Source organism: Marinobacter gudaonensis, assembly GCF_900115175.1.
In the GTDB taxonomy this organism is placed as follows: Bacteria; Pseudomonadota; Gammaproteobacteria; order Pseudomonadales; family Oleiphilaceae; genus Marinobacter; species Marinobacter gudaonensis.
This window is the reverse complement of the sequence record NZ_FOYV01000004.1, coordinates 1-18,086: the sequence shown is the minus strand read 5'-3', so window position 1 is coordinate 18,086 and position 18,086 is coordinate 1. Positions and strand designations below refer to the sequence as shown.

Sequence of the window (18,086 nt, the reverse complement as noted above, 5' to 3'; positions counted from 1 at the left end):
TTCGCGGCGTGGCAGCCAACACGGTATACTTTTCGTTTTTCTTCCGAGCGAGGTGTTATGGACCATATCCAGATCAAAGGGGCACGCACCCACAACCTGAAGAACATCGACCTGGATATGCCGAGGGACAAACTGATTGTAATTACCGGCCTCTCCGGCTCGGGAAAATCGTCCCTCGCGTTCGACACACTGTACGCCGAGGGACAACGGCGGTACGTGGAATCTCTGTCCACCTATGCCCGCCAGTTCCTGTCCATGATGGAAAAGCCCGACGTTGACCACATCGAAGGTCTATCCCCGGCCATTTCCATCGAACAGAAATCCACCTCTCATAACCCCCGTTCCACGGTCGGTACCATCACCGAAATCTACGACTACCTGAGACTGCTTTTTGCCCGCGCCGGCGAGCCCCGCTGTCCGGACCACGACCAGCCACTCGAGGCCCAGACCGTCAGCCAGATGGTCGACCAGGTGCTGGCCATGCCCGAGGACAGCAAGCTGATGATCCTTGCGCCGGTGATTCGTGACCGCAAGGGCGAGCACCTGCAGGTAATCGACACCATGCGCAGCCAGGGATTTATCCGCCTGCGTGTGGACGGCACCGTGTACGACATTGACGATGTGCCGGCTCTGGACAAGAAGCGCAAACACCAGATTGACGTGGTGGTGGACCGCTTCAAGGTTAAACCGGGCCTTGAGCAACGCCTTGCCGAAAGCTTCGAAACCGCACTGGAGCTGGCCGACGGCATCGCCCTGGTGTCTCCCATGAGCGGCGAGGGCGAGGAACACACCTTTTCCGCCCGCTACGCCTGCACCCAATGTGGCTATTCGCTCAGCGAGCTGGAACCGCGGCTGTTCTCCTTCAACAACCCGGCCGGAGCCTGCCCGACCTGTGACGGCCTCGGCGTGCGGCAGTTCTTCGATCCGGAGAAGATCGTACAGCATCCCGAGGCGACGCTGGCTTCCGGCGCCATCAAGGGCTGGGACCGACGGGCCGTTTACTACTTTCAAATGCTCGGGAGCGTCGCGGATCATTACGGCATCGATCTGGAGACGCCCTGGATCGATCTGCCCGAAGAGTTCCGGAACGTCCTGCTGTTCGGCTCCGGCAACGAGAAGATTCCGTTCCGGTATGTGAATTCCCGGGGCCACATCATGGAGAAGGCGCATTCATTCGAGGGCATTCTGCCGAATCTGGAGCGCCGCTACCGCGAGACCGACTCCCAGAGCATGCGCGAGGAGCTGGCCCGCAACCTGAGCACCCAGCCCTGCAAGGAATGCCACGGCTCCCGCTTGCGTCGCAGCGCCCGCCATGTGTTCATCGAGAACCACAACATTTCCGACGTTACCCACCTGCCGGTGGGCGACGCCCACGACTATTTCCAGACCCTGGCCTTGCCCGGACGGAAGGGCGAGATCGCCGAAAAGATCCTCAAGGAGGTGCGCCAGCGTTTGCAGTTTCTGGTGAACGTGGGCCTTGAATACCTCACCCTGGAGCGCAGCGCCGACACACTCTCCGGTGGTGAGGCCCAGCGTATCCGGCTGGCCAGCCAGATCGGCGCCGGGCTGGTGGGCGTGATGTACATCCTGGACGAACCCTCCATCGGTCTGCACCAACGGGATAATGACCGGCTACTGGCCACCCTCACCCATCTTCGGGACCTGGGCAACACGGTGATCGTGGTGGAACACGACGAGGATGCAATCAGGGCTGCCGACCATGTTATCGACATCGGCCCCGGCGCGGGCGTGCATGGTGGTCAGGTAATTGCCCATGGGACTCCCGAGGACATTATCGCGAACGAGGATTCCCTTACCGGCCAGTACCTCAGTGGCACACGTGAGATCGCTGTCCCGAAAAAGCGAAACAAAGGCAGCGGCAAGACCCTGACCCTGACCGGCGCCAGCGGCAACAATCTCCAGGACGTGACACTCAACCTGCCCCTGGGGGTGATGACCTGCGTCACCGGTGTGTCCGGATCCGGCAAATCCACCCTGATCAACAGCACCCTCTACCCGGTGGCGGCCGCCAAACTGAACAAGGCCACCAGCCTCAACCACGCCCCTTACGGGGCGCTCAAAGGCCTTGATCATCTGGACAAGGTCATCGACATCGACCAGAGCCCTATTGGACGCACGCCGCGCTCCAATCCGGCCACCTACACCGGCCTGTTCACGCCCATCCGCGAGCTCTTTGCGGGCACACAGGAAGCCCGCTCCCGCGGCTACAAGCCCGGTCGATTCTCCTTCAACGTCAAGGGCGGCCGCTGCGAGGCCTGCCAGGGCGACGGCGTGATCAAGGTCGAGATGCACTTCCTGCCGGACATCTACGTGCCCTGCGACGTGTGCAAGGGCAAGCGCTACAACCGGGAAACCCTGGAAGTGCGGTATAAAGGGAAGAACATCAACGAAGTTCTGGAGATGACCGTAGAAGAAGGCCGCGAATTCTTCGATGCCGTGCCCTTCATCGCCCGCAAACTCCAGACCCTGATCGACGTCGGCCTGTCCTACATCCGCCTCGGTCAGAGCGCAGTGACCCTCTCCGGCGGCGAAGCCCAAAGGGTGAAACTGGCCAAGGAACTGTCCAAACGGGACACCGGCAAAACCCTCTACATTCTGGACGAACCCACCACCGGCCTGCACTTCTACGACATCCAGCAACTGCTGAATGTCCTGGAAAGGCTCCGTGACCACGGCAACACCATTGTGGTGATCGAGCACAACCTGGACGTCATAAAAACTGCCGACTGGATTATCGATCTGGGCCCCGAAGGCGGCTCCGGCGGCGGGCAGATCATTGCAGAGGGCACACCCGAGGAGGTTGCAGAGAACGCCGCTTCTCACACAGGCCGCTATCTGAAGCCCATGCTGACGAAGTAATTGGCGGGCAATGAAGAGATCTGTCGGCGAGGGGGTGGCGGTTTATTTTCTGCCGGAAAAAGATGTCTGAGCGAAGCGAGTTGTTTTTCCAAAGAAAATAAACCGCCACCCCCTTGCCAGCCGCCTAAGCCTCCAGGCTACTAGTTATATACAACCGAGGCACAAAAAAACCGGGAACCTCACGGAACCCGGTTTTTCTGTGGTTGGCCGAAGCCGAGGCAATTACTCCTCGTCTTCGTCCACCTCTTCCGCTTCGATATCCAGCGGGCGACCAACCAGCTCAACAAATGCCATGGGGGCATTGTCGCCGGCACGGAAGCCGCACTTCAGGATGCGAAGGTACCCACCCGGACGCTCGCTGTAACGGGGACCCAGCTCGTCGAAGAGCTTGGCAACCGCTGCATCGTCACGCAGGCGTGAAAACGCCAGACGACGATTCGCGACCGAATCATTCTTGGAGAGCGTGATCAAAGGCTCAGCTACCCGACGAAGCTCTTTGGCTTTCGGCAGCGTTGTCTTGATCAGCTCGTGTTCAACCAGTGACGCAGTCATGTTACGGAACATGGCCTTGCGATGCGCACTGGTCCTGCTGAACTTACGACCACTCTTACGATGACGCATTGCTCTGATTCCTTACCTTAAACTAATCGGCGATTAACCGCCCAGAACCCGGTCGTCGCCACGAAGGCTAGCCGGCGGCCAGTTATCAAGACGCATGCCCAGTGACAGACCACGGGACGCCAGAACGTCCTTGATCTCGGTCAGCGACTTTTTACCAAGGTTAGGCGTCTTCAACAGCTCAACTTCTGTGCGCTGGATAAGATCGCCGATGTAGTAAATGTTCTCAGCCTTCAAGCAGTTAGCTGAACGCACTGTCAATTCCAGATCATCAACCGGACGCAGCAGGATCGGATCGATTTCTTCCTCTTCCTCTACGCGCTCCGGCTCTTTCTCATGATCGAAATCAACGAACACCGCCAGTTGCTGCTGGAGGATGGTCGCGGCCCGGCGAATCGCTTCTTCCGGGTCGATGGTGCCATTGGTCTCCAGATCGATAACCAGCTTGTCCAGATCGGTACGCTGCTCAACCCGTGCGCTTTCCACGGCATAGGCCACGCGACGTACCGGGCTGAACGTCGCGTCCAGCTGCAGGCGTCCGATGGCGCGAGTTTCGTCCTCGTCAAGACCGCGCTGATCCGCCGGCTCATAGCCGCGACCGCGGGCAACACGCAGACGCATGTTCACTTCACCGTTTTCGCTCAGGTGACAGATCACATGTTCCGGGTTGGCGATCTCGACGTCGTGATCCAGCTTGATATCACCGGCTGTGACGACGCCCGGGCCTTTCTTGCTGAGCGTGAGCTCGGCATCGTCCCGGCCGTTCATTTTTACGGCAACGCCTTTGAGATTCAGCAGAATCTCGATGACGTCTTCCTGGACACCTTCAATGGCGCTGTACTCGTGCAGGACACCGTCGATCTGCGCTTCAGTCACGGCGCAGCCCGGCATCGAAGACAAGAGAATCCGGCGCAGAGCGCTACCCAGGGTATGGCCAAAGCCCCTTTCCAGCGGCTCAAGCGTCACCTTTGCGCGGGTGGCGCTGGATTCCTTCACGTCAATGGTACGAGGTGTCAATAACTCATGTACTGAACGCTGCATAGACGCCCCTATCTGCTATCGTTGCTAACTGGGCTTTACTTGGAGTAAAGCTCGACGATGAGGTTCTCGTTGATGTCGGCCGGCAGTTCAGTACGCTCAGGCACTGACTTGTAAACGCCGGACATCTTGTTGGCGTCGACCTCTACCCAGCTCACCGGTGCACGGCTTGCAGACAGATCCAGTGCGCCCTTGACGCGCAGCTGATTCTTCGCCTTTTCACGCACGCTCACAACATCACCCGGCTTGACCTGGTAGGACGGGATGTTCACCGTCTTGTCGTTAACCAGGATGGCCTTGTGAGACACGAGCTGACGAGCCTCTGCACGGGTAGAACCAAAGCCCATGCGATAGACAACGTTGTCGAGGCGGCCTTCCAGCAGCTGCAACAGGTTTTCACCGGTTGCACCTTTGCCTCGAGCAGCCTCTTTGTAATAGTTACGGAACTGCTTCTCCAGAACGCCGTAGATACGACGAACTTTCTGCTTTTCACGAAGCTGTACGCCGTACTCGGACAGACGACCGCGACGCGCGCCGTGCATACCCGGCGGAGTCTCGATGTTGCACTTGGAATCGAGCGCGCGAACACCGCTCTTCAGAAAAAGATCTGTCCCTTCACGACGAGACAGCTTGCACTTCGGGCCTATATAACGAGCCATAATTCACTGTCTCCTGTGTTAGACGCGGCGCTTCTTGGGCGGACGACAGCCGTTGTGGGGAATCGGCGTCACATCTGTGATGTTGGTGATCTTGTAGCCACACGCGTTCAGCGCGCGAACTGCAGATTCACGTCCGGGCCCAGGACCCTTAACCTCTACGTCCAGGTTTTTAAGGCCGTATTCAGCAGCCGCATTACCGGCTCTTTCAGCTGCTACCTGCGCAGCAAAAGGTGTACTCTTGCGTGACCCACGGAAACCGGAACCACCAGAAGTGGCCCAGGACAGGACGTTGCCCTGACGGTCAGAAATGGTCACGATAGTGTTGTTGAAGGACGCGTGAATGTGCGCGACGCCATCAACAACCGTCTTTTTCACCTTTTTACGGGTACGTGTACCTGGCTTTGCCATGTTTGCCTACCTGTTACTTACGAATAGGTTTGCGTGGACCTTTACGGGTGCGGGCGTTGGTCTTGGTGCGCTGGCCACGGACCGGAAGGCCATGACGGTGACGCAGACCACGGTGGCATCCGAGATCCTTCAAACGCTTGATGTTCATCTGTACTTCACGACGCAGATCGCCCTCGACAGACACCTTGCCCACTTCGGTACGAAGTGCTTCAAGCTGTTCATCGCTCAGGTCCTTGACCTTGACGTCCGGCTTCACGCCGGTTGCATCGCAAAGCTTCTGGGCTGTTGTCTTGCCAATACCAAAGATATAGGTCAGCGAGATAACAGCATGTTTGTGATCGGGTATATTGACACCGGCTATACGTGCCATCCAAATTACTCCGCGTTCAAAGCTTTGCTGTGTGAATTTTCCGCCACAAAAAGGGCGCGAAATAATAGCGCCTGACCCCGCGTGGAGTCAAGCGCCACTATTTCGAAACCCTGCAATGTCAGGAAGGCTTCCTTTCGGAATCAGCCCTGGCGCTGCTTGTGACGAGGCTCCGAGCAAATGACTCGTACCGAGCCATTGCGACGAATTACTTTGCAGTTACGGCAAATTTTCTTTACCGAAGCGCGTACTTTCATTGTCGACTCCAGTTTTCAAGGGGAACGGGGTTACCCGTTCCGACCATAGCCCTTGAGATTGGACTTCTTCATCAGTGATTCATACTGATGGGACATCAGGTGCGACTGAACCTGCGCCATGAAATCCATCACCACGACTACAACAATCAGCAGAGAGGTACCGCCCAGATAGAACGGCACATTCCCGGCAACCATCAAGAACTGAGGGAACAGGGACACTGCTGCAATGTACATTGCACCGAACAGCGTCAGGCGAGTCAGCACACCGTCAATATACTTGGCGGTCTGATCACCCGGACGGATGCCCGGAATAAACGCGCCAGAGCGCTTGAGGTTATCCGCAACTTCTTTCGGGTTGTACATCAGGGCTGTATAGAAGAAGCAGAAGAAAACCACTGCTGCCGCAAACAGGATAATGTACAACGGCTGGCTGGGCGCCAGAGCCTGAGACACATCGCTCAGCCATTCCATACCCTCACCCTGACCAAACCACTGGCCCAGCGATGCCGGGAACAGCAGGATGGAAGACGCGAAGATGGGCGGAATAACACCGGCCATATTCACTTTCAGGGGCAGATGACTGGACTGCTGGGCAAATACCCGACGGCCCTGCTGGCGCTTGGCGTAGTTGATGGTCAACCGACGCTGACCACGCTCCATGAACACCACGAAGCCGATGACCGCAACCGCGAGCACACCAATACCCAGAACGACCAGCAGACTCATCTCACCGTTCCGGGCCTGCTCCAGGGTCTGACCAATAGCGCCAGGCAACCCGGCAACGATCCCGGCGAAGATCAACAGCGAAATACCGTTACCGACACCCCGCTCGGTGATCTGTTCACCCAGCCACATCATGAACACAGCGCCACTGACGAACGACACAACTGCCACGAAGTGGAAGCTGAAGCTGTCGTTGAAGGTAACACCCTGCGATGCCAGGCCGACCGAAATACCAAAGCCCTGAACCAGGGCCAGGATAACCGTACCATACCGCGTATACTGGCTGATCTTGCGACGACCAGCCTCGCCTTCCTTCTTCAACTGCTCAAGCTGCGGACTGACCGCAGTCATGAGCTGCATGATGATGGAGGCCGAAATGTACGGCATGATACCGAGAGCGAAGATACTCATGCGCTCAAGCGCACCACCGGAAAACATGTTGAACATGCTCAGGATCGTGCCCTGATTCTGCTCAAACAGTGCCGCCAGACGGTCGGGGTTGATACCCGGCACCGGGATGTGGGCACCGATCCGGTACACCAGCAATGCCAGGAAGACAAACCAGAGCCGCGATCGCAGCTCTGCCAGTCCTTTACCCGCGCCCGCAGGCAATGATGCGTTCTTGGCCATTTAGTCCTCGACTCGCCTTAGTCTTCGACTTTACCACCCGCGGCGGAAATCGCCTCGCGCGCGCCTTTGGTGACCCGAAGTCCCTTTACGGTTACTGCGCGGCTCAGTTCGCCGGACAGGATAACCTTGGCCTCGCGAATTTCTTCGCGAATGATGTCGGCCTTCTTAAGGGCTTCCAGATCCACCACATCGCCTTCCACCTTCGCCAGTTCGTTCAGGCGAATCTCGGCAACGTAACGCTGCTGACGGGAGGTGAAGCCAAACTTCGGCAGACGACGGGCCAACGGCTGCTGACCGCCCTCGAAACCGGGAGCTACGGAGCCACCGGAACGGGACTTCAGACCCTTGTGACCACGGCCGCCGGTTTTGCCGAGCCCGCTACCGATACCACGACCGACGCGCTTGGCATCGGGACGTGAACCGGGTTCTGGAGCAAGTTCGTTCAGACGCATCTTAGTTCTCCTCAACCCGAACCAGGTAATTCACCCGGTTGATCATGCCGCGGATGGAAGGAGTATCTTCCACTTCCACGGTGTGACCGATTTTACGAAGACCCAGGCCCTTCACACACAGCTTGTGCTTGGGCTGGCAGCCGATCGGGCTGCGGGTCAGAGTTACTTTGATCGTTTTTGCGTTCGCCATGACTTCAACCCAGAATCTCTTCCACGGTCTTACCGCGCTTGGCTGCAATATCTTCAGGCGCCTTGGTCGCCTGGAGACCCTTGATGGTGGAACGTACCACGTTCACCGGGTTGGTGGACCCGTAACACTTGGACAGTACGTTCTGAACACCCGCCACTTCCAGTACCGCACGCATCGCACCGCCGGCGATGATACCAGTACCTTCGGACGCCGGCTGCATGTAGACCTTGGAGCCGCCATGCTGAGCCTTCACCGGGTATTGCAGGGTAGTGCCGTCGAGCGGTACTTCCACCATGTTTTTGCGTGCAGCTTCCATGGCCTTCTGGATGGCGACCGGCACTTCACGTGCCTTGCCACGACCGAAACCAACGCGACCCTTGCCATCACCCACTACAGTCAGTGCGGTGAAGGCGAAAATACGGCCACCTTTAACAACCTTGGCGACACGATTGACCTGAACCAGCTTCTCCTGGAGCTCAGGCGCCTTCTGTTCGTTAACGCTCATCTTCTCCACCTCTTAGAATTGCAAGCCAGCTTCACGGGCTGCGTCGGCCAGAGCCTGGACACGACCGTGATAACGGTAACCGGAGCGGTCGAAAGCAACCTGCTCAACACCTGCTGCCTTGGCACGCTCAGCAATCAGCTGACCGACCTTCTTGGCAGCGTCCACGTTACCGGTTGCACCCTGGCGCAGTTCCTTATCCAACGTGGAGGCAGAAGCCAGCACTTTGCTGCCATCTGCAGTAGTGACCTGGGCGTACATATGACGCGGCGTGCGGTGCACGCACAGACGATTGGTACCCAGCTCACGGATCTTCATGCGCACTTTGCGTGCGCGACGCAATCTTTCGTTATTCGCGCTCATAGTCCCGCCTTATTTCTTCTTGGCTTCTTTGCGTCTGACCTGCTCATCCGCATAACGAACACCCTTGCCCTTGTAAGGCTCGGGCGGACGGAACGCGCGGACTTCCGCAGCGACCTGGCCAACCTGTTGCTTGTCGATTCCGCGAATCACCACTTCCGTGTTGGAAGGAGTTTCAGCGGTAATCCCCTCGGGCAGCTCATACTCAACCGGGTGCGAAAAACCCAGGGTCAGATTGAGCTTCTTACCTTGCGCCTGGGCACGGTAACCTACGCCCGTCAGCTGGAGCTTGCGCTCCCAGCCTGTGGAAACACCGGTCACCATGTTGTTGACCAGTGCGCGTGTAGTACCTGCAAGAGCGCGGGACTTTTGAGCACCATCGCGGGCCGCAAAGCGAAGAACATTCTCTTCCTGCTTTACTTCAACCGCCTGGTGAATGGTGAACTGAAGCGCTCCCTTGGAACCCTTCACACTAATTTCCTGTCCGTTCAGCTTAACCTCAACACCGGAAGGCAGCACGACAGGATTATTGGCAACCCTGGACATGTGTATCTCCTAGAATACGGTGCAGATGACTTCGCCACCCACGCCAGCAGCACGTGCGGCGCGGTCTGTCATAACGCCCTTGGACGTTGAGACAATCGCGACTCCCAGACCACCGGATACTTTCGGCAGTTCCCCAGCGCCTTTGTACTGGCGCAGACTCGGACGGCTGACCCGCTTGATCTCTTCAATAACCGGCTTGCCACCGAAGTATTTCAGAGTAATCGTCAGCTCGGGCTTCGCGTCGGCTGAAACGGAAAAATCGTCTACGTAACCTTCGTCCTTGAGGACCTGGGCTACGGACACCTTCATTTTTGAAGACGGCATCGTTACGTCTGCTTTAGATGCCATCTGGGCATTACGGATACGGGTAAACATATCCGCAAGCGTGTCTTGCATACTCATTGGTATGAGGCTCCTGATCTTTTTAGTTGTGCAGCGGCTTGCCGCACCGCTTACCAACAGGCACCTGACCGGAGTCAGGCGGCCTATCTTACCAGCTTGCCTTGGTCAGGCCCGGAACGTCACCGCGCATGCCGTATTCACGGAGTTTGATCCGTGACAGCTCGAACTTGCGCAGAACGCCATGGGGACGACCAGTCACCTGGCAACGATTCCGAAGACGCGAAGGAGATGCATCGCGAGGAAGCTGCTGCAGCTTCATCTGTGCGTTCCAACGGTCGTCGTCGCTGGTATTCGGGTTCTTGATAATTGCCTTGAGCTCGGCGCGCTTCGCTGCATACTTCGCAACGGTTTTCTCGCGCTTGAGCTCGCGGTTCTTCATGGAAACCTTAGCCATTACACTCGTTCCTTATTTCTTGAACGGAAAGCCAAAGGCTTTCAACAGTTCACGACCTTCGTCGTCGGTACCGGCAGTGGTGGTAATGGTGATGTCCAGACCACGGATCTTGTCGACCTTGTCGTACTCGATCTCAGGGAAAATGATCTGCTCACGCACGCCCATGCTGTAGTTACCACGACCGTCGAACGACTTGGGGTTCAGACCGCGGAAGTCACGAATGCGGGGAACCGCAATGTGCACCAGACGATCAAAGAAATCCCACATACGCTCGCCACGCAGGGTAACCTTGCAGCCGATCGGCCAGCCTTCACGGATCTTGAAACCCGCAACGGACTTACGTGCCTTGGTAACAACAGCTTTCTGGCCCGCCAGGCGCTCGAGATCCGCCACAGCGTTTTCAATCAGCTTCTTGTCACCAACCGCTTCGCCGACACCCATGTTCAGGGTGATCTTTTCGATACGCGGCACCTGCATCACGTTCTTGTAGCCGAACTCTTTCTGCAGGGCGGGTACCACTTCCTGACTGTACTGCTCTTTCATGTTAAGCATCGTAACCACCACCGCTTACTGGTTATCGACAGCTTCGTTCGTGGACTTGAAGATCCGCACTTTCGCGCCGTCTTCCTTGATCTGGAAGCCTACGCGATCGGCTTTGCCGGTCTGCGGATTAAAAATAGCCACGTTGGAAGCCTGGATAGGTGCTTCTTTTTCGACGATGCCACCTGGGGTGCCCAGCATCGGGTTCGGCTTGGTGTGTTTCTTGATCATGTTGATCCCGGAAACAACCACACGGCCATCGTCCTGAACTTTCAGGACTTTACCACGTTTGCCTTTGTCTTTCCCCGTGGTGACGATTACTTCGTCATCTCGTTTGATCTTTTTCATAACCGGCCTCTGGTCCTTTAAAGTACTTCGGGTGCCAGTGAGATAATTTTCATGAACTTCTCATTACGCAGTTCACGGGTAACCGGTCCGAAGATACGGGTACCGATAGGAGCGTCCTGATTGTTCAGAAGTACTGCCGCGTTTCCGTCGAAACGGATCAGCGAACCGTCGGGACGGCGCACACCTTTGGCGGTGCGTACCACGACAGCTTTCAGGACCTGGCCTTTCTTCACCTTACCGCGCGGGATGGCTTCCTTGACGGTCACCTTGATAATATCCCCAACGCTGGCGTAACGCCGGTGTGAACCGCCCAGGACCTTGATGCACATCACCTGGCGTGCACCGCTGTTATCCGCGACTTCAAGCATTGTTTGAGTCTGAATCATGGTTGTTCTCCGGGCGAATTACACCTTGGATGCACGTTCGGTGACTTCCACCAGGGCCCAGCTCTTGGTCTTGGAGACCGGACGGGTTTCCTGGATGGTCACAGTGTCACCGATGTTGCACTGATTGCTCTCATCGTGAGCATGGATCTTGGTGGAGCGCTTCATGTACTTGCCGTACAGAGGGTGTTTCACCTGACGCTCGACCAGCACCACGATGGACTTCTCCATCTTGTTGCTCACGACCTTGCCGCTCAGAGTTCTGGCAGTTTGGGTAGCTTCGGTCATGTCACTGTCCTGCCTTTTCGTTCAATACTGTTTTCACGCGAGCGATGTCGCGCTTCACCTTGCCGAGAAGGTGAGACTGATTCAGCTGACCTGTCGCCTTGCGCATGCGCAGGTTGAACTGCTCCTTCAGGAGGTCGATCAGCTCTTTGTTCAGCTCCTCGACTGACTTTTCACGCAGCTCTGTTGCTTTCATCACATCACCGTCCTCGTTACAAAGGTGGTCTGTACCGGCAGTTTGGCCGCCGCAAGAGCGAATGCGTCACGTGCTACATCTTCAGCAACGCCTTCCATCTCATAGAGCATGCGGCCTGGCTGGATTTCAGCCACCCAATACTCGACAGAACCCTTACCTTTACCCATTCGAACTTCAAGCGGTTTGCTGGAGATCGGCTTGTCCGGGAAAATCCGGATCCAGATCTTGCCGCCCCGCTTGATGCGACGTGTCATGGTACGACGTGCCGCCTCAATCTGGCGCGCAGTTATACGTCCGCGAGTTGTCGCCTTCAATCCGTATTCACCGAAGCTCACCTTGTTGGCGCGGTGAGCAAGACCGGTGTTACGGCCTTTCATTACCTTGCGGAATTTGGTGCGTTTTGGTTGCAGCATAAGAGTGCCCCTTTACTTAGAACCTTTCTTCCCAGAGGCTTTCTTGTCAGCACGGACCTGCTCCATACCACCAAGAATCTCACCTTTGAAGATCCATACCTTGACGCCGATAACGCCGTAAGTGGTATGCGCTTCGTAGGTTGCGTAATCAATGTCTGCACGCAGTGTGTGCAGCGGAACACGACCTTCGCGATACCACTCGGAACGCGCGATTTCAGCACCCCCGAGACGACCGCCTACCTGGATCTTGATGCCCTTGGCACCCTGGCGCATGGCGTTCTGCACCGCACGCTTCATAGCGCGACGGAACATCACACGACGCTCCAGCTGACCGGCAACGTTCTGCGCGACCAGGCGGGCATCCAGGTCCGGCTTGCGGACTTCTTCGATGTTGATGTGCACAGGCACACCCATCATGTCGCTGACTTCGCGACGCAGACGGTCAACATCTTCGCCCTTCTTACCGATAACAATACCGGGGCGGGCAGTATGGATCGTGATCCGGGCGTTCTGAGCCGGGCGCTCGATCACAATCTTGCTGACAGACGCCTTGACCAGACGCTTGTCGAGGAACTCACGAACCTGAATATCGTTAAGCAGGTTGCGGGAGTATTCCTTCTTGTCGGCATACCAGACTGAGTTGTGCTCTTTGATCACACCCAGGCGAATGCCGGTTGGATTTACTTTATGACCCATCTGAGCATCTCCTACTTGTCGGCGACCTTGACGGTGATATGGCAGGTGCGCTTGAAAATCCGGTCAGCGCGCCCCTTGGCTCGAGCTTTGATTCGCTTGAGCGTCGGACCCTCATCCACCATCACGGTGGAAACCCGCAGTTCGTCAACGTCCAGACCTTCGTTGTGCTCAGCGTTGGCGATGGCGGACTCAAGAGCCTTCTTGATCACAACCGCCGCCTTCTTCGGGCTGAAAGTCAGAATGTTCAGGGCGTCCTCAACAGCCTTGCCGCGTACTTGGTCAGCGACAAGACGTGCTTTCTGAGCTGAGAGGCGAGCGCCCTTGTACTTGGCTGCTACTTCCATTTCTATTACCTCAGAATCAGCGTTTAGCTTTCTTGTCGGCCGCATGACCACGATAAGTACGCGTTGCCGCGAACTCACCCAGCTTATGTCCAACCATATCTTCGGTGACATAAACCGGCACGTGCTGCTTGCCGTTGTGGACTGCAATGGTCAGGCCTACCATCTCCGGGAAGACTGTCGACCGGCGGGACCAGGTTTTGATCGGCCGCTTGTCGTTAGCTTCCAGAGCTGCCTCGACCTTCTTCAACAGATGCAGGTCTATAAAAGGACCTTTCTTCAAAGAACGTGGCACAGCAATTACCTCTATGTAGTCGTTTACTTGGCCGAACGACGACGTACTATCATCTTGTCAGTACGCTTGTTCTTACGAGTCTTATGCCCTTTGGTCGGAACACCCCACGGAGTAACCGGGTGACGTCCGCCAGAGGTACGCCCTTCACCACCACCATGCGGGTGGTCAACTGGGTTCATAGCAACACCACGTACTGTTGGCCGTTTGCCGCGCCAACGTGATGCACCCGCTTTACCAAGCTGCTTGAGGCTGTGCTCGCTGTTGGATACTTCACCCAGCGTGGCACGGCAATCTACAAGCACCTTTCGCATTTCACCTGAACGCAGGCGGATGGTGGCATACGCCCCTTCCCGAGCAACCAACTGTACGGATGCGCCCGCTGAGCGAGCCAGCTGTGCACCTTTGCCAGGCTTGAGTTCGACGCAGTGGATCACGGAACCGACCGGAATGTTCCGGAGCGGCAGCGTGGAGCCCACCTTGATCGGCGCGTCGATACCGGAACGCACAGGATCACCGATCTGCATGCCCTTGGGAGCGATAATGTAGCGACGCTCGCCATCGGCGTACTTGACCAGCGCGATGTGCGCAGAGCGGTTCGGATCGTATTCCAGGCGCTCGATGACCGCCGGGATACCATCTTTGGTCCGCTTGAAATCAATAATGCGGTAGTGCTTCTTGTGACCACCACCAACGTGACGGGTTGTGATGCGGCCAACGTTGTTACGACCACCCGTCTTGTTCTTTCTTTCTACCAACGGCTCGTAAGGGCGCCCAGTGTGCAGATCCGGGTTGTAAAGCTTTACAACGTGACGGCGTCCGGCAGATGTTGGTTTGGTTTTGACGATCGGCATATTACGACCCCTTTACCTTATTCCACATCCAGAAAATCGATGTCCTGACCTTCTGCCAGCTTGACGTAAGCCTTACGAATGTCATTACGCTTGCCGAACCCGCGGATAGTGCGCTTGAGCTTACCCTTACGGTTCAGAACCTGAACACCTTCGACGGTGACGTTGAACAGTTGCTCAACGGCTTTCTTGATCTCCGGCTTGGTGGCGTCAGGCGCTACACGGAACACGATTTGACCGCGCTCGGCTGCCAGAGATGCTTTCTCTGATACGTGCGGCCCAAGAAGGACCTTATAAATACGTTCCTGATTCATCCCAGCATCTCCTCGATTTTCTTCAGAGCGGGAACAGTCACAACCACCTTTTCAAAGGCCACCAGACTGACCGGATCCAGGCCCGCGATATCGCGCACATCAACGTGCGGGATGTTGCGGGAGGCCAGGTGCAGGTTCTGCTCGACGTTGTCGGCCAGAATCAGCGCGTTGGTCACACCGATGTCCTTCAGCTTGGCGTTGAAGGCCTTGGTCTTGGGGCTGTCAACATTGATGTCGTCAACAACCACCAGACGCTCCTGGCGAACCAGCTCGGAAAAAATGGAGCGCATGGCAGCGCGGTACATCTTGCGGTTGACCTTCTGCTCAAAACCACGGGGCTTCGCAGCAAAGGTCACACCACCGGAGCGCCAGATCGGGCTACGGATGGTACCAGCACGGGCACGACCAGTGCCCTTCTGACGCCACGGCTTCTTGCCGCCACCGCTAACTTCGGAACGCGTCTTCTGAGCCTTGGTTCCCTGACGACCACCCGCCATGTAGGCAGTAACCACCTGGTGAACCAGCGACTCGTTAAAATCTTTGGCGAATGCAGCGTCGGAAACAGAAATTCCCTTGCCGCTACCTGTAATAGTCAATTCCATCGCACCGCTCCTCAGGCTTTAACTGCAGGCTTGATGACAACATCGCCGCCAGTCGCGCCAGGAACGGCACCACTTACCAGCAGCAGGTTGCGCTCGGCGTCGACACGGACGATCTTCAGGTTCTGCACAGTGACCTGTGCGTTACCCATCTGGCCCGCCATCTTCTTGCCCTTGAATACCTTGCCCGGAGTCTGGTTCTGACCAATGGAACCCGGTGCACGGTGAGACAGAGAGTTACCGTGAGTGGCGTCCTGCATGGAGAAGTTCCAGCGCTTAACGCCGCCCTGGAAGCCTTTACCCTTGGACTGACCAATGGCGTCAACAACCTGGCCATCTTCGAAGATGGAAGCAGTGATCTCGCCGCCTGCGGCCAGGTCTTCACCTTCGCCATCAGCCAGACGGAATTCCCACATGCCACGACCGGCTTCTACGCCCGCCTTGGCAAAGTGACCTGCTTCACTCTTGGTAACACGAGAGGAACGACGAGTACCGACAGTCACCTGAACGGCGCGGTAGCCATCGCTTTCAAGAGTTTTCAGCTGGGTAATGCGGTTGGGCTCAACCTCAATTACCGTTACGGGCAATGCCTGCCCATCTTCCGTAAAAATACGGGTCATACCGGCCTTACGACCGACAACACCAATTGCCATGTTTCACCTCTTAAGTGTACGGGGCTCTCACCCTCTATGGCCTTATGACAGTTACACAGACTAATACCGGGCGGTATTAGCCGAGGCTGATCTGAACGTCTACACCTGCTGCCAGGTCCAGTTTCATCAGAGCATCTACTGTCTTTTCCGTCGGCTCAACGATGTCGAGCAGACGCTTGTGAGTACGAATTTCATACTGATCACGCGCGTCCTTGTTGACGTGCGGGGAGATCAGAACAGTGTACTTTTCCTTCCGCGTCGGCAGAGGGATTGGGCCACGCACCTGAGCGCCGGTCCGCTTGGCGGTATCGACGATCTCCTGCGTGGACTGGTCGATCAGGCGATAGTCAAACGCCTTCAACCGGATTCGAATTTTTTGGCTTTGCATGATGCACCAAACTCCACTCGTAGCAGCTACTTATTAGCCGACCTTCAAAAAAAGGAGCCGCATTGTATGCATAATACCCAACCAAGTCAACAGCGATGCTGACTGACCGGGCAGCGATTGCATTGCGACTGAAACAGAAAAAGGGGCTGAAACGTCAGCCCCTTTTTCCTGATCAAACGAGCAGATTACTCGATGATCTTGGAGACCACGCCGGCACCTACGGTACGGCCGCCTTCACGAATCGCGAAGCGCAGACCATCTTCCATGGCGATCGGGGCGATCAGGGTAACACTCATCTTCACGTTGTCACCCGGCATTACCATCTCAACACCTTCCGGCAGTTCGCAAGAACCGGTCACGTCAGTGGTCCGGAAGTAGAACTGCGGACGGTAGCCCTTGAAGAACGGGGTATGACGACCACCTTCTTCCTTGGACAGTACGTACACTTCGCACTCGAACTTGGTGTGCGGCTTGATGGAGCCCGGCACACACAGAACCTGACCACGCTCAACGTCGTCACGCTTGGTGCCACGCAGCAGCGCACCGATGTTCTCACCCGCACGACCTTCGTCGAGCAGCTTGCGGAACATCTCAACACCGGTACAGGTGGTCTTCTGGGTGTCACGAATACCAACGATCTCAACTTCGTCGCCAGTCTTCAGGATGCCACGCTCAACACGACCGGTTACTACAGTACCACGGCCAGAGATGGAGAAGACGTCCTCGATCGGCATCAGGAACGGCTGATCGATCGCACGCTCCGGCTCAGGGATGTAAGAGTCCAGGGCTTCTACCAGCTTCTTAACAGCAGTAGTACCCATCTCGTTGTCATCCTTACCTTCCAGCGCCATCAGCGCGGAACCGGTAACGATCGGCGTGTCGTCGCCCGGGAAGTCGTACTGGCTCAGCAGGTCACGAACTTCCATCTCAACCAGCTCAAGCAGCTCTTCATCGTCAACCATGTCCGCTTTGTTCAGGAACACAACGATGTAAGGTACGCCAACCTGACGGGACAGCAGGATGTGCTCACGGGTCTGCGGCATGGGGCCGTCAGCAGCGGAGCAAACCAGGATCGCGCCGTCCATCTGCGCCGCACCAGTGATCATGTTCTTCACATAGTCAGCGTGGCCCGGGCAGTCTACGTGTGCGTAGTGACGAGTCGGGGAATCGTACTCAACGTGGGAGGTCGCGATGGTGATACCACGCGCACGCTCTTCCGGGGCGTTATCGATCTGGTCAAACGCACGGCTCTCACCAGTGCCGAACACTTCGTGACATACACGAGTCAGGGCAGCTGTCAGAGTGGTCTTACCATGGTCTACGTGACCAATGGTGCCCACGTTCAAGTGCGGCTTATTACG

General features: G+C 56.7%; 30 protein-coding genes. 1 reads left to right on the top strand and 29 read right to left on the bottom strand.

Features of this window, described 5'->3' with window-relative positions; all coding sequences use genetic code 11:
* Positions 1–57 precede the first annotated feature (57 nt).
* On the top strand, positions 58–2,880 hold the full coding sequence (gene uvrA / locus BM344_RS16080; protein WP_091992203.1) for an excinuclease ABC subunit UvrA: 2,823 nt from the start codon (positions 58–60) through the stop codon (positions 2,878–2,880).
* Positions 2,881–3,102: 222 nt separating this feature from the next.
* On the opposite strand, the gene rplQ is transcribed toward uvrA, so the two are convergent.
* The 29 genes from rplQ to tuf all read right to left on the bottom strand — a co-directional run.
* Positions 3,103–3,501 (bottom strand): 50S ribosomal protein L17, encoded by a 399-nt coding sequence (rplQ, locus tag BM344_RS16075; RefSeq protein WP_091992202.1) that lies wholly within the window; start codon positions 3,499–3,501, stop codon positions 3,103–3,105.
* Positions 3,502–3,534: 33 nt separating this feature from the next.
* Positions 3,535–4,539: a DNA-directed RNA polymerase subunit alpha gene (locus BM344_RS16070; protein WP_008174911.1), complete on the bottom strand. Its 1,005-nt coding sequence runs from the start codon at positions 4,537–4,539 to the stop codon at positions 3,535–3,537.
* Between the two features lie 35 nt (positions 4,540–4,574).
* The gene (rpsD, locus tag BM344_RS16065; RefSeq protein ID WP_091992201.1) at positions 4,575–5,195 is read right to left on the bottom strand and encodes a 30S ribosomal protein S4; all 621 of its coding nucleotides are present in this window, start codon (positions 5,193–5,195) and stop codon (positions 4,575–4,577) included.
* Positions 5,196–5,213: 18 nt separating this feature from the next.
* Positions 5,214–5,603, bottom strand: a complete 390-nt coding sequence (gene rpsK / locus BM344_RS16060) for a 30S ribosomal protein S11 (protein WP_007153992.1) — start codon at positions 5,601–5,603, stop codon at positions 5,214–5,216.
* 13 nt (positions 5,604–5,616) lie between these two features.
* Entirely contained in the window at positions 5,617–5,973 is a 357-nt protein-coding gene (gene rpsM, locus BM344_RS16055; protein ID WP_091992200.1) for a 30S ribosomal protein S13, read from the bottom strand.
* A 140-nt stretch (positions 5,974–6,113) separates the two neighbouring features.
* Positions 6,114–6,227, bottom strand: coding sequence for a 50S ribosomal protein L36 (gene rpmJ / locus BM344_RS16050; protein WP_008174902.1), 114 nt, complete (start codon positions 6,225–6,227; stop codon positions 6,114–6,116).
* Positions 6,228–6,257: 30 nt separating this feature from the next.
* On the bottom strand, positions 6,258–7,580 hold the full coding sequence (gene secY / locus BM344_RS16045) for a preprotein translocase subunit SecY (protein WP_008174899.1): 1,323 nt from the start codon (positions 7,578–7,580) through the stop codon (positions 6,258–6,260).
* A gap of 17 nt (positions 7,581–7,597) precedes the next feature.
* On the bottom strand, positions 7,598–8,032 hold the full coding sequence (gene rplO, locus BM344_RS16040) for a 50S ribosomal protein L15 (RefSeq protein ID WP_091992199.1): 435 nt from the start codon (positions 8,030–8,032) through the stop codon (positions 7,598–7,600).
* 1 nt (position 8,033) lies between these two features.
* Positions 8,034–8,222, bottom strand: a complete 189-nt coding sequence (rpmD, locus tag BM344_RS16035) for a 50S ribosomal protein L30 (protein WP_008174894.1) — start codon at positions 8,220–8,222, stop codon at positions 8,034–8,036.
* A gap of 4 nt (positions 8,223–8,226) precedes the next feature.
* Complete coding sequence (gene rpsE, locus BM344_RS16030; protein WP_091992198.1) at positions 8,227–8,727, bottom strand: 30S ribosomal protein S5; 501 nt, start codon at positions 8,725–8,727, stop codon at positions 8,227–8,229.
* Positions 8,728–8,739: 12 nt separating this feature from the next.
* A complete protein-coding gene (gene rplR, locus BM344_RS16025; RefSeq protein ID WP_091992197.1) occupies positions 8,740–9,087 on the bottom strand; it encodes a 50S ribosomal protein L18 in 348 nt (115 codons plus the stop codon).
* 9 nt (positions 9,088–9,096) lie between these two features.
* Complete coding sequence (gene rplF / locus BM344_RS16020) at positions 9,097–9,630, bottom strand: 50S ribosomal protein L6 (RefSeq protein WP_091992196.1); 534 nt, start codon at positions 9,628–9,630, stop codon at positions 9,097–9,099.
* A gap of 9 nt (positions 9,631–9,639) precedes the next feature.
* Positions 9,640–10,032 (bottom strand): 30S ribosomal protein S8, encoded by a 393-nt coding sequence (gene rpsH / locus BM344_RS16015; protein WP_091992195.1) that lies wholly within the window; start codon positions 10,030–10,032, stop codon positions 9,640–9,642.
* A gap of 88 nt (positions 10,033–10,120) precedes the next feature.
* Positions 10,121–10,426 (bottom strand): 30S ribosomal protein S14, encoded by a 306-nt coding sequence (gene rpsN, locus BM344_RS16010; protein WP_091992194.1) that lies wholly within the window; start codon positions 10,424–10,426, stop codon positions 10,121–10,123.
* 12 nt (positions 10,427–10,438) lie between these two features.
* Positions 10,439–10,969: a 50S ribosomal protein L5 gene (gene rplE, locus BM344_RS16005; RefSeq protein WP_407656874.1), complete on the bottom strand. Its 531-nt coding sequence runs from the start codon at positions 10,967–10,969 to the stop codon at positions 10,439–10,441.
* A gap of 24 nt (positions 10,970–10,993) precedes the next feature.
* Positions 10,994–11,314: a 50S ribosomal protein L24 gene (rplX, locus tag BM344_RS16000; RefSeq protein ID WP_091992192.1), complete on the bottom strand. Its 321-nt coding sequence runs from the start codon at positions 11,312–11,314 to the stop codon at positions 10,994–10,996.
* Between the two features lie 17 nt (positions 11,315–11,331).
* A complete protein-coding gene (gene rplN, locus BM344_RS15995) occupies positions 11,332–11,700 on the bottom strand; it encodes a 50S ribosomal protein L14 (protein WP_091992191.1) in 369 nt (122 codons plus the stop codon).
* A gap of 18 nt (positions 11,701–11,718) precedes the next feature.
* Positions 11,719–11,985: a 30S ribosomal protein S17 gene (rpsQ, locus tag BM344_RS15990; RefSeq protein WP_008174879.1), complete on the bottom strand. Its 267-nt coding sequence runs from the start codon at positions 11,983–11,985 to the stop codon at positions 11,719–11,721.
* 1 nt (position 11,986) lies between these two features.
* Positions 11,987–12,178, bottom strand: a complete 192-nt coding sequence (rpmC, locus tag BM344_RS15985) for a 50S ribosomal protein L29 (protein WP_008174877.1) — start codon at positions 12,176–12,178, stop codon at positions 11,987–11,989.
* Complete coding sequence (gene rplP, locus BM344_RS15980) at positions 12,178–12,591, bottom strand: 50S ribosomal protein L16 (RefSeq protein WP_091992190.1); 414 nt, start codon at positions 12,589–12,591, stop codon at positions 12,178–12,180. The genes rpmC and rplP overlap by 1 nt, the downstream gene beginning before the upstream one ends.
* A gap of 12 nt (positions 12,592–12,603) precedes the next feature.
* On the bottom strand, positions 12,604–13,287 hold the full coding sequence (gene rpsC, locus BM344_RS15975; RefSeq protein ID WP_064230338.1) for a 30S ribosomal protein S3: 684 nt from the start codon (positions 13,285–13,287) through the stop codon (positions 12,604–12,606).
* 11 nt (positions 13,288–13,298) lie between these two features.
* Positions 13,299–13,631 (bottom strand): 50S ribosomal protein L22, encoded by a 333-nt coding sequence (gene rplV / locus BM344_RS15970; RefSeq protein ID WP_069185081.1) that lies wholly within the window; start codon positions 13,629–13,631, stop codon positions 13,299–13,301.
* Positions 13,632–13,647: 16 nt separating this feature from the next.
* Complete coding sequence (gene rpsS / locus BM344_RS15965; protein ID WP_007154011.1) at positions 13,648–13,923, bottom strand: 30S ribosomal protein S19; 276 nt, start codon at positions 13,921–13,923, stop codon at positions 13,648–13,650.
* 23 nt (positions 13,924–13,946) lie between these two features.
* Positions 13,947–14,774, bottom strand: a complete 828-nt coding sequence (gene rplB, locus BM344_RS15960) for a 50S ribosomal protein L2 (RefSeq protein WP_091992189.1) — start codon at positions 14,772–14,774, stop codon at positions 13,947–13,949.
* Positions 14,775–14,791: 17 nt separating this feature from the next.
* On the bottom strand, positions 14,792–15,085 hold the full coding sequence (gene rplW / locus BM344_RS15955) for a 50S ribosomal protein L23 (protein ID WP_091992188.1): 294 nt from the start codon (positions 15,083–15,085) through the stop codon (positions 14,792–14,794).
* Positions 15,082–15,687 carry a 50S ribosomal protein L4 gene (gene rplD / locus BM344_RS15950; protein WP_091992187.1) on the bottom strand — a complete coding sequence of 202 codons (606 nt, stop codon included), beginning with the start codon at positions 15,685–15,687 and terminating at the stop codon, positions 15,082–15,084. The genes rplW and rplD overlap by 4 nt, the downstream gene beginning before the upstream one ends.
* An 11-nt stretch (positions 15,688–15,698) precedes the next feature.
* Positions 15,699–16,337: a 50S ribosomal protein L3 gene (gene rplC, locus BM344_RS15945; protein WP_091992186.1), complete on the bottom strand. Its 639-nt coding sequence runs from the start codon at positions 16,335–16,337 to the stop codon at positions 15,699–15,701.
* A 76-nt stretch (positions 16,338–16,413) separates the two neighbouring features.
* Entirely contained in the window at positions 16,414–16,725 is a 312-nt protein-coding gene (gene rpsJ / locus BM344_RS15940; RefSeq protein ID WP_004580743.1) for a 30S ribosomal protein S10, read from the bottom strand.
* Positions 16,726–16,910: 185 nt separating this feature from the next.
* Positions 16,911–18,086 (bottom strand): elongation factor Tu (gene tuf / locus BM344_RS15935; RefSeq protein ID WP_228143666.1); only part of this gene is annotated, 1,176 nt, incomplete at its 5' end.

What these genes read in the sequence shown, in the direction of transcription:
- uvrA (WP_091992203.1), top strand. Translation starts at nt 58, where the DNA reads ATGGACCATATCCAGATCAAAGGGGCACGCACCCACAACCTGAAGAAC.
- rplQ (WP_091992202.1), bottom strand. Translation starts at nt 3,501, where the DNA reads ATGCGTCATCGTAAGAGTGGTCGTAAGTTCAGCAGGACCAGTGCGCAT.
- BM344_RS16070 (WP_008174911.1), bottom strand. Translation starts at nt 4,539, where the DNA reads ATGCAGCGTTCAGTACATGAGTTATTGACACCTCGTACCATTGACGTG.
- rpsD (WP_091992201.1), bottom strand. Translation starts at nt 5,195, where the DNA reads ATGGCTCGTTATATAGGCCCGAAGTGCAAGCTGTCTCGTCGTGAAGGG.
- rpsK (WP_007153992.1), bottom strand. Translation starts at nt 5,603, where the DNA reads ATGGCAAAGCCAGGTACACGTACCCGTAAAAAGGTGAAAAAGACGGTT.
- rpsM (WP_091992200.1), bottom strand. Translation starts at nt 5,973, where the DNA reads ATGGCACGTATAGCCGGTGTCAATATACCCGATCACAAACATGCTGTT.
- rpmJ (WP_008174902.1), bottom strand. Translation starts at nt 6,227, where the DNA reads ATGAAAGTACGCGCTTCGGTAAAGAAAATTTGCCGTAACTGCAAAGTA.
- secY (WP_008174899.1), bottom strand. Translation starts at nt 7,580, where the DNA reads ATGGCCAAGAACGCATCATTGCCTGCGGGCGCGGGTAAAGGACTGGCA.
- rplO (WP_091992199.1), bottom strand. Translation starts at nt 8,032, where the DNA reads ATGCGTCTGAACGAACTTGCTCCAGAACCCGGTTCACGTCCCGATGCC.
- rpmD (WP_008174894.1), bottom strand. Translation starts at nt 8,222, where the DNA reads ATGGCGAACGCAAAAACGATCAAAGTAACTCTGACCCGCAGCCCGATC.
- rpsE (WP_091992198.1), bottom strand. Translation starts at nt 8,727, where the DNA reads ATGAGCGTTAACGAACAGAAGGCGCCTGAGCTCCAGGAGAAGCTGGTT.
- rplR (WP_091992197.1), bottom strand. Translation starts at nt 9,087, where the DNA reads ATGAGCGCGAATAACGAAAGATTGCGTCGCGCACGCAAAGTGCGCATG.
- rplF (WP_091992196.1), bottom strand. Translation starts at nt 9,630, where the DNA reads ATGTCCAGGGTTGCCAATAATCCTGTCGTGCTGCCTTCCGGTGTTGAG.
- rpsH (WP_091992195.1), bottom strand. Translation starts at nt 10,032, where the DNA reads ATGAGTATGCAAGACACGCTTGCGGATATGTTTACCCGTATCCGTAAT.
- rpsN (WP_091992194.1), bottom strand. Translation starts at nt 10,426, where the DNA reads ATGGCTAAGGTTTCCATGAAGAACCGCGAGCTCAAGCGCGAGAAAACC.
- rplE (WP_407656874.1), bottom strand. Translation starts at nt 10,969, where the DNA reads ATGAAAGAGCAGTACAGTCAGGAAGTGGTACCCGCCCTGCAGAAAGAG.
- rplX (WP_091992192.1), bottom strand. Translation starts at nt 11,314, where the DNA reads ATGAAAAAGATCAAACGAGATGACGAAGTAATCGTCACCACGGGGAAA.
- rplN (WP_091992191.1), bottom strand. Translation starts at nt 11,700, where the DNA reads ATGATTCAGACTCAAACAATGCTTGAAGTCGCGGATAACAGCGGTGCA.
- rpsQ (WP_008174879.1), bottom strand. Translation starts at nt 11,985, where the DNA reads ATGACCGAAGCTACCCAAACTGCCAGAACTCTGAGCGGCAAGGTCGTG.
- rpmC (WP_008174877.1), bottom strand. Translation starts at nt 12,178, where the DNA reads ATGAAAGCAACAGAGCTGCGTGAAAAGTCAGTCGAGGAGCTGAACAAA.
- rplP (WP_091992190.1), bottom strand. Translation starts at nt 12,591, where the DNA reads ATGCTGCAACCAAAACGCACCAAATTCCGCAAGGTAATGAAAGGCCGT.
- rpsC (WP_064230338.1), bottom strand. Translation starts at nt 13,287, where the DNA reads ATGGGTCATAAAGTAAATCCAACCGGCATTCGCCTGGGTGTGATCAAA.
- rplV (WP_069185081.1), bottom strand. Translation starts at nt 13,631, where the DNA reads ATGGAAGTAGCAGCCAAGTACAAGGGCGCTCGCCTCTCAGCTCAGAAA.
- rplB (WP_091992189.1), bottom strand. Translation starts at nt 14,774, where the DNA reads ATGCCGATCGTCAAAACCAAACCAACATCTGCCGGACGCCGTCACGTT.
- rplW (WP_091992188.1), bottom strand. Translation starts at nt 15,085, where the DNA reads ATGAATCAGGAACGTATTTATAAGGTCCTTCTTGGGCCGCACGTATCA.
- rplD (WP_091992187.1), bottom strand. Translation starts at nt 15,687, where the DNA reads ATGGAATTGACTATTACAGGTAGCGGCAAGGGAATTTCTGTTTCCGAC.
- rplC (WP_091992186.1), bottom strand. Translation starts at nt 16,337, where the DNA reads ATGGCAATTGGTGTTGTCGGTCGTAAGGCCGGTATGACCCGTATTTTT.
- rpsJ (WP_004580743.1), bottom strand. Translation starts at nt 16,725, where the DNA reads ATGCAAAGCCAAAAAATTCGAATCCGGTTGAAGGCGTTTGACTATCGC.